The following is a 12,725-nucleotide window of genomic DNA, read 5'->3' on the forward strand; positions in this document are numbered from 1 at the left end:
CCGCATATCAATTCCTCAGACGCCGCGCTGCGATCGAACGCAACGCGCGGTAGAAGACGGCCGCGAAAATCAGCGCGGCGATCACGGCGGAAAGCACCAGCAGCAGCGGATGCGCGGAGAGCGCCCAGCGCATGTAGTGCATCGGCGAGAGATGGCCGACGAAGTACGCTTCGCCGTTGCTCGTCACCGTCACCGTGCGGCCGTGGATCACGGCCATCGCGCCTTGAATGGATGGCAGCAGGTCGTTGTCGAGCAGGGCGGCGGAGAGATCGGCATCCGACTGGCCTGCCGCGCTGATGAGCGCGACCGCGCTGCGCCCGTTCTTCAGCGGCGATTCGAAACCGGTGAGCAAGGCATCGCCATTCGAACTGACGAGCGATAAATCCGCGCGCGCGGGCGAGCGTTCCGGACCTTGCTCGCCGTGCCACCAATCGACCAGCTTGAAGCCGACATCGCTGAGCTGGAAGGTGCGGGCGTCGCCATCGCCGGAAAAGGGCATGTTCTTCGCCCAGCGTTGCAGCAAAGGCTGACGTCCCGGCGAGCCGAGAATCAGCAGGTCTTTATCGGCGAAACGATCGACGTCGTTGGCGCTGGTCACGGTTACGCCCGTCACCGGATAACCCGTCGATGCGCCCATGCGGCCCATTTCAAGCAGGAAAAGGCTGTAATCGGCGTTGTTCTGCTCGTTCGGGAACACCACCGCCGTCTGCGACAAATCCGCCATGCGCGTGAACGGGAAGCCGCCGTTGGCGAACGCGGCCAGATCGGGCAGCGCCATGTAATGCGGGAAACCGGACAGATCGATGGTTGAATTCGGATCGATGGAACCGACCACGTTGTCCAGCACGCGGCCCGTACACTCGCCGGTCTTCGGGATATCGTAATAAAAGTGCAGACGCAACTGCGCGCGCGGCGTGATGAGCAGCGGCGGAATGTAGATTTCGCGCCGCGCGGCCACGGTCTTGTCGGGCATCACGCGCGTGAAATACTGGCCGAGATCGAACGTCGATGTCGATACCGCCGGAATGCGCAGCGACTGCACGAAGCCATCGTTCACGCTGATATTCAGCGACGAGCGATCGGGCGCGGGCCGCACGGTGTATCGATAAGCCAGATCGATCGGCACGCCCTTGGTCTGCCACATAAACAGATCGGGCGGCACGCGCAGATTCACGCGCACGGCATCGGCGTCGTAGCCGTGGGCGCTGAGATCGCGCGCTTCCGCGAGTTCGCCGAAGCGCACGGGGCGATCGGTCGAGAGCCAGTTCGGGGCGTCGTAGGGACGGCGCGGTTGCAGATCGGTGAATCGCGTGATGGTCGCGCTGGTGCCGCTCAATGTGTTCTGGCCGACGCCCAGCGCCTTTGCCGCCGTCTTCAGTTCGTTGTCGTCGCGGCCCAGCACGAGCAGCAAACGGCCGCGCGCGGCTGCATCGCGTTCGATGACCGCGATGGTCGGGCCGGACACGGGCGGGATATCGACGCCGGGGATTTTGGTGTCGCCGGTGGCGAAGATCACGGCGTTGCCGGACAGCGGCACGTTGCCGGTTTGCGCCGGAAAGATCGCGCCGCGATAACCCGCCAGCGAGCCGAAATACGATGCCACCATGCCCGCCGCTTCGAGCGTCGGCAAGGAAGGTTTGCCCGCGAACACGAAGGGCAATTCGAGGCGGCGCACATCGCGTCGATCGAAAAAGGGCTGCGGAAGCGCGGCGAGATCGGGCTTGCTCGCAATCGATGCGTAGGTCAGATCGAGCGAACTCGCATTGCTCACCGTCGCCCACAGAGTCGAGTTCGACGGATCTTCGCACTGCTGCGTGTAATGGCCGATCAACTGCACGTTGAGGTGATTGAACTCGGTGATGAAGCGCGGATCGATCGCCACATCGCGCGCGACCAGCACGCCGGCCTGATCGCGCGGCACGGGCAGCGTCGCCGCGACTTCGCCGTTCACCAGCACTTTCAATTGCGATATCGACGGCAGCAGCGACGGCGAATAGCTGTAGATCAGATGCAGCACCGCCGCCGTCACCACTTCATCGCCACGCACCGAAAACGCGATGCCGTTCTGGCCGTCCGTACCGCGCAACTGCAGCGGATCGCGCGCGCCGTAATCGGCGAAGCTCAAAGTCTGGCGACGTCCGCCCGGCACGAGCGTGCCCGGATCGGCAGTCGTCGGCACGCGCGATGTCAGCGGCTTTTCCGGCTTGCCGGAGAAGGCGGGCACGGGCATCGCCTGCGCGGGTTGCGCGATGGTCATTGGGTTGAAGACAGCCGAAGGACCGGGCGCGGGCACATTTCCGACGCCCGTTGCCTGTTGAACTTGTTGTACGGCCCCACTCGCCGCGGCATCAACCGCATAAGCGAGCGGGGCGCACAACGCGGTCTGCACTGCCATACAGACCGCCACTAACCGCTTGCAAAAACGCGGCGCGCGCGCCGCCTGCCCGTGTTTCACGCGCGTCTTCGTCATGGCATCGCCCATCATTGGTCTTTGGTTTTGAGTTTCTTCACATCGACCGGGCGCTTGGTCGTCCAGGTCCGAAGGTCGCTGTAGAGATGTTCGAACAATCCGGCGATACCCCGCGTGCCCACCAGCAGCACATGCGACAGACCGGTGAGCGGCGTATCCGGGCGGCGTCCTTCGGACCAGCCGGTCCACGCGTCCGCGCGCGCGAAGGTGGTTTTGACGAAGTCGTATTCCTGTTCGCGCGTGAGTTGCGAGAAGCGCAATCCGACGCGCCCCGGTTCGGTGAAACCGACGGTAGCGGGGAACGCATATTCCTCGTCGCCACGGAATAGCGATACGGTCACGCGCTCGTGCATCGGCACTTCGATCATATTCGGCAGCTTCACGCCCACGCCGCCTTCCGAATAGTCGATGGTCTCGCACGCAAGCGTCCGCCCCGTCGAGAACTTGAGCATCACCGGCATGGTCATGGTCACGCGATGCGTCGAACGAACCTGCTTGCGCTCACTCGCCGCCGCCACCGATGCGCCCAGAATCAGCATGTTGTAGACGGTCCAGCAGAGGTTGAGCACGGTCGTCTGCACTTCGCTGCGCACATGCCAATACAAAACGATATGCACGATCCCCGCGATAAACCCGAGCAGATTCAGCAGCAGCAAAAAGAGGTAGGGCCGCGAGATATACCAGTCGAAGTAATCCTTCGCGATCTGTCCGCCCTTGGCCGTCACGTTGAACTTGCCGAGCTTCGGGTTGATGACCGCCAGCAGCGTCGGCGCGGTGATATACGAGGCCAGCACCGACTCATACACTTCCGCCCAGAACGAATGCCGGAACGAGCGCTGCATCCGCGAATTGGTGATGCTGGCGTGGAACATATGCGGCAGCGCGAAAATAGCGATACTGCTCGCCGCCGCTTCGATCACATGCGCGCCGAAGAACAGATACGACAGCGGCGCGGTCAGAAACACCAGACGCGGCACGCCGTAGAAGAAGTGCATCATCGCGTTGAGATAGCAGAGGCGCTGGCCGATTTTCAGCCCTTTGCCCGTCAACGGATTATCGATCCGGAAAATCTGCGTCATGCCGCGCGCCCATCGAATCCGCTGACCGATGTGGCCGGAGAGACTTTCCGTCGCCAATCCTGCGGCTTGCGGAATCGCCAGATAAGCCGTCGTATAGCCCAGCCGATGCAGCTTCAGCGCCGTATGCGCATCTTCCGTCACCGTCTCCACCGCGATGCCGCCGATCTCTTCGACCATCGAGCGGCGCAGCACGGCGCACGAGCCGCAGAAGAAGGTGGCGTTCCACAGATCGTTGCCGTCCTGCACGAGTCCGTAGAACAACTCACCTTCGTTCGGCACCTTGCGGAACGTGCCGAGATTGCGTTCGAACGGATCGGGCGAAAAGAAATGGTGCGGCGTCTGAAGCATCGACAACAGCTTGTCGCGCAGAAACCAGCCGAGGCAGATTTGCAGAAACGAGCGCGTGGGAATGTGATCGCAATCGAAGATGGCGAGGTATTCGCCCTTGGTGATCTTCAGCGCTTCGTTGATGTTGCCCGCCTTCGCGTGTCGATTGTGCGTGCGGATCGTCCAGTTGACGCCGATCTCTTCGCAGAAGGCTTTGAACTCGGGACGACGGCCATCGTCGAGTACGTGGATGGCGAGTTTGTCGCTCGGATAATCGAGGGCGAGCGCGGCGTAAATGGTCGGCTTCACCACGGACAATGGTTCGTTGTACGTCGGAATAAAGACATCGACGGTCGGCCAGTCGCGGCGGTCGGCGGGAAGGGGCAAAGGTTTGCGCTTGGGCGGCCACGAAGTCTGGAAATAGCCGAGCAGCAGCACCAAAGTTGCATAGACTTCGGCGGCGACCAGCAGCAGCCCCCACGCGGCATCGAGCGGATGTTCCCAGTAGGTCGTTTCCGTCAGACGCCAGTACATATAGCGGCTCGATGCGACCACCGAGAGCAGAATCATCACCAGCGTCGCGTACTGGCCTTGCAGACGTCGAAAGCCGAGCGCGCACGCAAAGCAGATAGTCGCGAACGCGAGTTGCTGGCCGAATGCCAGCGGCACGGTGACCACGAAGTAGAACGCGAACAGCGCGAAAACCGTCATCAGCACGACGAGGATTTTGCTGCCCCAGACGCGTGCATCGACGAAACGCTCCAGCCGCGATTGCGCCATGCTCACTTCGGTTTCGGGCGATGGGATTTTCGGCGCGCTCATGCAAGTTTCCTCGATGAAGCGGCTATCGCATCGATCGCGGCGAGCAGCCAGTCGCCGCACGCGCGCAGATCGGCGGCGGCTTGCGAGAGCGGATCGTAGTGGATCAGCGTGGTGTCGCACGCCAGCGATTCCGCGATGCCTTCGTCCTGATGAATCACGCCCGGAAACAGCTTCGTGCCGAGCATATTGCGCAGCACTTTCAGCACATCCTTGCTCAACTGGCGCGACTGATCGACCTGATTCACCACATAGCCTTGTCCGGCGAAATTGGCGCGCGGCGTGGCGTAGGCGTCGATCATGCGCTCCATGCCGGGAATCGCGGCGTAGGATGCGGCATCCGCAAGCACGACGTTCAGCGCGAAGTTCGCGGCGGTCAGTGCGGTGCGCGTGTAGACCGACGAGCCGGGCGGGGTATCGACGATGACGATGTCGTTCGCGTCCAGCGCCAGCGATTCGAGCGAGCGCGCGAGCCACGACGGATCGGCATCGACCAGCGCTTCGAAGCGGCGGCGATCGTCTTCCACGACCGCGCCGTAGGGCAGCACGGTCACGCCATCGACGCCATCGAACATCACGGTTTGCCAGGCGTCGCGGCTGAGCGTGGCGCGCGAAATTCCGTCGATGCTGTCGAGCGGAATGCCGAAGTGCAGGCGCAGCGCGTTCTGCGGATCGAGATCGAGTACGATCACGCGACGGTTGCGCGCGGCGAGCACGGAAGCGAGATTGGCGGCGAGTGTCGTCTTGCCGACGCCGCCTTTGGCGGACACGACCGTGATCACTTTCATGAGCGTGGTCCCCAGGTGCGGCGCGGGCGCGTGGCTTCGGCTTGCGTTGTCGTTGGCGCTTGCGTCGCGGTGTTTGCGCCGCGCAGGCGATCGAACATGGCGTTCAGCGCGTTGTCTTTGGCAACCGGTGCGGGTTCGGCGTGCTGCGGCTTGAAAAGCTGGCCGAGGATCGACGGCTGCGGTTCGACTTTCTTTGGCGCAGCGGCGGCTGGAACAGGAGCAGGCACGGGCGCGGGCGTGACCGCAGCCACGGACACCACGATCTCCGGCTCCGTTTCCGTCGTCAGCGGCCCGAAGCGCGATGCGCTCAGCGAATCGCGTTTGGCGCTCGTGTCCACCACCGGAATCGTCCGGCGATGGGGTCGCGCAAACAACGGGGGTTTGCCGCGATTGATCGGCGTGGCTTCGGTCGTTGGTGCGGGCACCGGTTCTGCGACGCGCGGCGCCTGCGTTTCCCGCCGCTGAGCGATTTCCGGAATCGCCGGCTGCGCGAGATCAAGCGTGGCGAGCAGCGGCCAGCGCGTGCGGGCGGTTTTCGCCTCGTTCTCGCGCCCAATCTCCTGATAGTCCCCGGCGTTACCGCCGAAATGGTCGAACAACTTCTCGATATCGCGGGAAGTATTCATCGTGCTGCGTCCTCGAAAGACTAGTGTTCTAGCTTGGCCAATACGGCTTTCTTGATTTTTATCGTTGGCCGCCTGTGTATCGCGCGAGCCAAACGTTTGCCACGTCAAATAAACGCGGCGGACTTCTGACGCTGGGTTCAGCCTGCGCCGCGCGCAAGCCGGAATTCGATTGCGGCGTCATCGCCGAATTCGCCTTCTTGTTTGAGCGACAAGCCTTTCGCGCCGAGCGTGCTCAGCCAACGCTCGTACGCGCCTTCGAGAAACGCGGGCGTCCAGGCAAGCGCACTTTCGCCGAATGCGGGCAAGGGCGCGCAGAAATGCACGATCCGCATATAGTCCCGCTCGTCCGATAGCTCGACGAAGCCCCAATCGGTATCGCGCCAGAGCGTGTTGAGCGCATCGGCGAGTTCGGCGGTGGAGCGGCAGGGCGGCATGGCGTGGGCATCGGCGAATCGGCCGCCAACGCGATGCATCAGCTGGCGGAGTTCCGTGCGCCCGATCTGCGCTTCGAATTCATCCGCCAGCGCGGCAAGCAGGCCGCGCCATTGCCGGGACATCTGGTTCTCGAACAGGTAATCGAAAATAGCGGCCATGATCTGTCAGCACGGCGCGAGGCCCGTGGCGCGGTTAATCGGTATTTTCTACTTCATTCGATCATTAAGTCTGCTGAATCGCAAGCGAGTTTCATTCGCAGTCAACACGTCTGAACTTACTTCATTGCGATTTTTTTCACCAGTAAAGGTTAGCAGCCGATTTTTTTAACGAAACGAACAAAAAGAACTAATGGAAGGCCCAAATCGATGGATGAAACAGGCCGGGCTGGACGAACCATCGACAAGCAGTGCGTAGTACCTTGCCGCCGCATATCCAGCGAGGGCGCAGTGTACCATTTCGTTAATGATATGAAATGCGGAATGTCGCCTTATTCTTACGGATTGACATTTTCTTAATGGCAGGCGCGCTCGGCAACTTAATCAAATTGCTGTTTGTCCGCTAATTCATCGGATTATTGCGTTTTAATCAGATGAAATTAATGGTCGATGAGATCGGTAATTTGGACCGAAGGCAGCTTGTTCGACTCAGCCGGCACGCCGCGCGCGGGCGAAAAAAAAGCGCCCCGATTGCGGGGCGCTTGATGGTCTATGCGTTGACGCTTACAGGTTGGCGCGGACTGCGTCCCTGACGGCGTCCATCACGATGCCGTAATCGAGCGGGATGTCCAGCGAGTCCGAATACCCGAACTCTTCTTCTGCTGGCTCGAGTGGCGCGGCGGTAACCGGGATCGGTTCGAAGGCGTTTTCGCCTGCCGGATTGTCGCGTCCTTCGATGGCACCCTGCAATTGCGGATTCTTCACGATTAACTCCTTCCGGAAATGGAGCGGCGAGGAACTGCAATATAGAACAACGTCATGACAAATTGACGACTCGCATGGATGGACTCGTTTCGAAACTATCGCGCGCGGCGCGCCGATGTTCGCCACGCACGCGCGTTTCGAAAGAGCGCGCGGCCCTCCAGTTTAATGTCGTCAAACAGCACCATACGCACTTTTCGATTATGACGAAGCCATGTCGATATTGTCTGGCGAGCGGTTTATCGGCTCGAAACTTGCATACTATTGCTCTTTATGAGTGCGCTGGATTAATTGTATGCCGGCAATCCAATTCGCCTAATTCTTCCTATTAGGAAATTTATTGTGATGAATCGGCGAAAAATGCAGACGTTATTTCCTTATATGATGTTTTTGGCCGATTTCGGCACGCGGCGCTGAATCGCCGCGCCAGCCGTATCAGCAATGGAGACGTGAGGTATGAGCAAAATCGCAATCGTTGGGGCAACGGGCAATGTCGGGAGCCGCTTGCTAGGAGAATCGTTGCGGCGCGGACACACTGTCACGGCGCTCGCACGCGATGCGTCGAAGGTCGAATCGCGCGAAGGCGTGACGGCCATGAACGTCGATGTGCTCGATGCGAACGCGTTTGCCGAAGCGATCGCCGGTCAGGATGCGGTTTTCAGCGCGGCCAGATTTCAGGTGGTCCCGGAAAACGCGATTGTCGAGCCGATGAAGCAGGCGGGCGTGTTGCGCTTGTTGGTGGTCGGCGGCGCGGCCAGCTTGTATGTCGCGCCGGGCCAGCGTGTGCTGGATATGCCCGGCTTTCCGGACGCGTACAAGCCCGAGGCCACTGCAGGCGCGGCGTTTCTGGATGCGCTGCGTCGCGAGCGGGGCGTGGACTGGACGTTCGTATCGCCGTCGGCGGAATTCGTGGCGGGCGCGCGCACGCAAAAATTCCGCGTCGGCGTAGACGAATTGCTGGTCGATTCGAACGGCCGAAGCTGGATCACCTTCGAGGACTACGCGATCGCCTTCCTCGACGAATTCGAAAGCGGCGCACATATCAAACAGCGCATCACGGTCGGATATTGATGCGCTGTTTGACGCTGTTTCAGCAGTCCTGGCAGTCCACTTCCACTTCCTCGCTGTTCTTGGGCATCGCGGCGGCGAGGATCATGGCCGATGCGTTCTGCGGCTTCGGATCGCGCTGCGACGGGCGATACACCTGATCCCCGCGATGCACCGGCATCCCCGACAGCGAGCAGACGCCTTCGGACGTCGCCGTGGTCGCGCGCCAGCCTTGATAGCCGTAATGGCAAGTGCCCGGATCGGACCAATACACGAGCGCGGTCGCGCTGCTCGGGCGCTCGATCACGCGCACGATGGCTTCCGGAAACGGCAACTGATCATTCGACGGACGCGGATGCGGATGCGCGCGATTCCAGTCACGCGTTAATCGATCGATGAACTCGCTCTCGGCGCGCGCCGTTTTTTGCGAGGGAGCGACACGGACCGCGTCCTTGGGAACGGCCTCGAGCAGGTGAACCGTTTGTGACCACGGGTCCGCTCTTTTTGCTAAAGCTGTCATGGCATTTTTCCAGGCTTCGACTCGACCTAGAAATTACGTCATTAGGCATATTCCGATAAATAGTGCATCGGTGAAAACACTGTCCCGTTGTCACGAATAATCGGCGGCGGCCTGCGGGGCTTGGGTTTGCGGCGGATGCTGCGGTTTGAAGTGCCGCTCAGGTGGCTGTCATTCCCGCTTTTGTCCTACCGATGAAGCCACGTGGAGCCTTCACTGGCGAGGGTTTGCGCCGGTCCGTGTGTGCGGTGGAGGACCGCTCGGAAGCGTGCAAACGATAACGCATTCGGGCGAAAGCTGCCGAATGCGTCTGTAAGCTGCGTCGATGATGCGCGAAACCCACGCGCACGCCCGCCACACGCGGGTTTCCGCTTCTTTGAAAGGTTCTTGCGGACTGGCATCGAAACCTGCAAAAGAGTCCGTTGAACTCCATTCCCCGCGTAAGGCTATTGTTTGTCTGAGCTGAATAAACTTCGATCAGCTTGCCACCGCCCGCGCCGCCGCACGACCGCGCAACCATTCGAGCGCCAGCAGCAGACTCGTCGAAAACACGATCAGAATGGTCGCCAGCGCCGCAATAGTCGGGCTGATATTTTCGCGGATGCCGGTGAACATCTGCCGGGGCAGCGTCGTTTGATCCGCGCCTGCGAGGAAGAGCGTGACGACGACTTCATCGAACGATGTCGCGAAGGCGAACAGCGCGCCCGAGATCACGCCCGGCGCGATCACCGGCAGCGTTACGCGGAAGAACGTGGTCAGCGGACTGGCACCGAGCGACTGACTCGCGCGCACGAGGTTGTGATTGAAGTTCTGCAAGGTCGCGCCGACCGTCGTGACGACGAAGGGCACGCCGAGTGCCGCGTGCGCCAGAATCAGCCCGAAATACGTATTCGCGATGCCGAGCGGCGCAAAAAACAAATACATGCCGACGCCCACGACGATCACCGGCACGATCATCGGCGAAATAAGCACGGCCATCAGCAGACTTTTGCCCGCGAAGTTGGCCTTGGTCAATCCGACCGCTGCGAGCGTGCCGAGAATAGTCGCGACGATGGTTGCAGACGGCGCAACGATAAAGCTGTTCTTCGCCGCCATACGCCATTCGGTGGACATGACGAGGTTGTGATACCAGCGCATCGACCAACCGGGAATCGGGTAGACGAGGAAGGTGCTCGATGAAAACGACAGCGGCACGATTGCCAGTACGGGCAGGATCAGATATAGCAGCGTCAGCACGCAGATGATGCGCAGCGCGAAGTACCAGACGCGCTCGATGGCGGATGTATGCGGCGCGAACATCGGTTTGGCGAGTTTCATTGCTTATCCCAGGCTGACATTGGCGCGCGTGAAGCGTCCGTAGACCACGTACAGCAGCAGCGTGGCCGCAAGCAGCAGCGCACCAAGCGCGCACGCCATGCCCCAGTTGATCGTCACGTTGGTGAAATAGGCGATGTAGTAACTCACCATCTGATCGTCCGGACCGCCGAGCAGCGCAGGCGTGATGTAGTAGCCGATCGCCAGAATGAACACCAGCAGCACGCCCGCGCCGATACCCGGATACGTCTGCGGCACATACACGCGCCAGAACGCCGCGAACGGATGACTGCCGAGCGATACCGCCGCGCGCTGATACGTAGGTGGCACCGACTTCATGACGCTGTAGAGCGGCAAAATCATGAAGGGCAGCAGGATATGCGTCATCGAGATATACACGCCGACGCGGTTGAACAACAGGCCGAGCGGCGAGCCGATCAAGCCTGCACCGATCAGCGCTTTATTCACCAGCCCTTCGCTTTGCAACAGCACGATCCACGCGGCCACGCGCACCAAAATCGACGTCCAGAACGGAATCAGCACCAGCACCATCACAAGGTTGGCGCGGCGCACGGGCAGCGTCGAAATCCAGTAGGACAACGGATAGCCAAGCAGCAGCGCGAAAAACGTCACGGCCACGCCGATCACGAACGTTCGCCCGAACACATTCAGATAGATGGACTGGTCAGGATCCGCATGGACGATATTGCCGAAGCCGTCCTGTTTGTGATCGAGCGACGCGAGGAAATAGAACGGCGAGTAACGGCTCGCATTCTTCGCGATGGCCTGCCAGTAGACTGGATCGTTCCAGCGCTCGTCCAGTTCGATAATCTTCGCTTTGATCTGCGGCGAGGCGAGCGGCTTGCCGTCGTCGCCGGTCAGCGGCATCGCGCGGGCGGTTTTTGCAACCAGCGAGCGATAGCCGGGAATTTCGGTATTCAGGCGGCGGGCGAGTGCGCCCATTGCTTCGCCATCCTGAATCGTGGTGAGGTCGGCCGCGAGCGCCGCATACGCTTCATCCGATGGCGGCGCTTTGCGGTCCCACTTCGCCAGCGCCGCGCCCGTGTGCGGCAGCGCATTCGCAATCTCGGGGTTTTCGACCGCACGCGTCAGCAGCGCGCCGATCGGCACCACGAAAATCAGAAACAGAAAGATGGCCAGCGGCGCGATGAGCGTGAGCGCCATCGCGCGCTTCTTGGCATCGGCGAGCTTCAGTTCGCGCTTCAGACGCGCACTTGATTCGCGCGATTCCTCGGCGGGGATCGTCATGGTGTTCACGCTTCGAGTCTCCTTCGGTGCGGTGGCATCGGATAAAGACGCCACCGCCGCACACACTTACTTCGTTGCCCACGCCGTGAAGCGTTGCTCCAGTTCATCGCCGTGATCGGTCCAGAACGCCATGTCCTGCAACACCGCGTTCTTCGCGTTCGCGGGCGAGTTCGGCATATCGGCCTGCGTCTTGGCGTCGAGCGAAGTGATCGCCGCCTTGTTCACCGGACCGTAGGCGATGTTCTGCGCATAAACCTGCTGCGGCTTCTGCGACAACGAATACGCGATGAACTGCGTCGCCACGTCCTTGTTCGGCGAGCCCTTCGGAATGGCCCAGTAGTCGAGGTCATAGATACTGCCGTTCCACACGACCTTCAGGTTCTTGCCTTCCTTGCGCGCCGCGTCGATCCGGCCGTTATAGGCGGTGGACATCACGACATCGCCCGCGACGAGGAATAGCGGCGGCTGAGCGCCGGCTTCCCACCATTGAATATTCGGCTTCAGTTCGTCCAGCTTCTTGAACGCGCGATCCGCACCGGCCTTGGTGCCGAGTACCTTGTACACGTCCTTTGGCGCGACGCCATCGGCCATCAACGCGAATTCGAGGTTGTAGCGCGCACCCTTGCGCATGCCGCGCTTGCCGGGGAATTTCTTCGTATCCCAGAAGTCCGCCCAGCCGGCGGGCGCGCCCTTCAGCTTGTCCGCGTTATAGGCGAGCGCCGTGGACCACACGAAAAAGCCTGCGCCGCACGTCGCGGGCGATTCCGGCACGAGTTCCGATTTCTTCGCGATCTTCGACCAGTCGAGCTTTTCATACAGACCTTCGTCGCAGCCGCGTCCCAGATCGCCCGATTCGACTTCCACGACATCCCAGTTCACATGCTTGGCTTCGACCATCGCCTTGACCTTGGCCTGCTCGCCGTTGTACTCGACGGCGGTGACCTTGTTCTTGGTCGATGCTCCGAACGGCTGATTGAACGCGACTTTCTGCGCATCGCCGTTGGCGCCGCCGAAATTGACGACGGTCAGCTCCGCCGCCTGCGCGACCGACGTGCCGAGAAGCGCGGCCGCCGCCGCCATGGAGCACAGTGCGAACTTCTTCATGATGGTTTCCCTT

The 12,725-nt window shown here is 61.2% G+C and carries 11 protein-coding genes; 1 reads left to right on the forward strand and 10 read right to left on the reverse strand.

What is annotated here, in order from left to right:
- Nucleotides 1-7: 7 nt before the first annotated feature.
- From bcsB to P7F28_RS13840, 6 genes are all read right to left on the reverse strand, one after another.
- Nucleotides 8-2,482 (reverse strand): cellulose biosynthesis cyclic di-GMP-binding regulatory protein BcsB, encoded by a 2,475-nt coding sequence (gene bcsB / locus P7F28_RS13815; RefSeq protein ID WP_370467320.1) that lies wholly within the window; start codon nucleotides 2,480-2,482, stop codon nucleotides 8-10.
- On the reverse strand, nucleotides 2,482-4,698 hold the full coding sequence (bcsA, locus tag P7F28_RS13820) for a UDP-forming cellulose synthase catalytic subunit (protein ID WP_277185075.1): 2,217 nt from the start codon (nucleotides 4,696-4,698) through the stop codon (nucleotides 2,482-2,484). The genes bcsB and bcsA overlap by 1 nt, the downstream gene beginning before the upstream one ends.
- Nucleotides 4,695-5,483 carry a cellulose biosynthesis protein BcsQ gene (gene bcsQ / locus P7F28_RS13825; RefSeq protein ID WP_277185076.1) on the reverse strand — a complete coding sequence of 263 codons (789 nt, stop codon included), beginning with the start codon at nucleotides 5,481-5,483 and terminating at the stop codon, nucleotides 4,695-4,697. Before bcsQ ends, bcsA begins: the two co-directional genes overlap by 4 nt.
- A complete protein-coding gene (gene bcsP / locus P7F28_RS13830) occupies nucleotides 5,480-6,109 on the reverse strand; it encodes a cellulose biosynthesis protein BcsP (protein ID WP_277185077.1) in 630 nt (209 codons plus the stop codon). Before bcsP ends, bcsQ begins: the two co-directional genes overlap by 4 nt.
- A 137-nt stretch (nucleotides 6,110-6,246) precedes the next feature.
- Complete coding sequence (gene bcsD / locus P7F28_RS13835; RefSeq protein ID WP_277185078.1) at nucleotides 6,247-6,702, reverse strand: cellulose biosynthesis protein BcsD; 456 nt, start codon at nucleotides 6,700-6,702, stop codon at nucleotides 6,247-6,249.
- Nucleotides 6,703-7,263: 561 nt separating this feature from the next.
- The gene (locus tag P7F28_RS13840; RefSeq protein WP_277185079.1) at nucleotides 7,264-7,464 is read right to left on the reverse strand and encodes a hypothetical protein; all 201 of its coding nucleotides are present in this window, start codon (nucleotides 7,462-7,464) and stop codon (nucleotides 7,264-7,266) included.
- A 453-nt stretch (nucleotides 7,465-7,917) separates the two neighbouring features.
- Here P7F28_RS13840 and P7F28_RS13845 point away from each other — a divergent pair, with 453 nt between their 5' ends.
- Nucleotides 7,918-8,532: an NAD(P)-dependent oxidoreductase gene (locus P7F28_RS13845; RefSeq protein ID WP_277185080.1), complete on the forward strand. Its 615-nt coding sequence runs from the start codon at nucleotides 7,918-7,920 to the stop codon at nucleotides 8,530-8,532.
- 19 nt (nucleotides 8,533-8,551) lie between these two features.
- On the opposite strand, the gene P7F28_RS13850 is transcribed toward P7F28_RS13845, so the two are convergent.
- The 4 genes from P7F28_RS13850 to P7F28_RS13865 form a co-directional block, all read right to left on the reverse strand.
- Nucleotides 8,552-9,028: a DUF3331 domain-containing protein gene (locus P7F28_RS13850; RefSeq protein ID WP_277185081.1), complete on the reverse strand. Its 477-nt coding sequence runs from the start codon at nucleotides 9,026-9,028 to the stop codon at nucleotides 8,552-8,554.
- Nucleotides 9,029-9,502: 474 nt separating this feature from the next.
- Complete coding sequence (locus tag P7F28_RS13855) at nucleotides 9,503-10,342, reverse strand: ABC transporter permease (protein WP_277185082.1); 840 nt, start codon at nucleotides 10,340-10,342, stop codon at nucleotides 9,503-9,505.
- A 3-nt stretch (nucleotides 10,343-10,345) separates the two neighbouring features.
- Nucleotides 10,346-11,617 carry an ABC transporter permease gene (locus tag P7F28_RS13860; RefSeq protein WP_277185083.1) on the reverse strand — a complete coding sequence of 424 codons (1,272 nt, stop codon included), beginning with the start codon at nucleotides 11,615-11,617 and terminating at the stop codon, nucleotides 10,346-10,348.
- Nucleotides 11,618-11,674: 57 nt separating this feature from the next.
- Nucleotides 11,675-12,712 (reverse strand): extracellular solute-binding protein, encoded by a 1,038-nt coding sequence (locus P7F28_RS13865; RefSeq protein ID WP_370467314.1) that lies wholly within the window; start codon nucleotides 12,710-12,712, stop codon nucleotides 11,675-11,677.
- Nucleotides 12,713-12,725 lie beyond the last annotated feature (13 nt).

Origin of the sequence: Caballeronia sp. BR00000012568055 (assembly GCF_029439455.1) — a bacterium.
Taxonomy (GTDB): Bacteria; Pseudomonadota; Gammaproteobacteria; order Burkholderiales; family Burkholderiaceae; genus Caballeronia.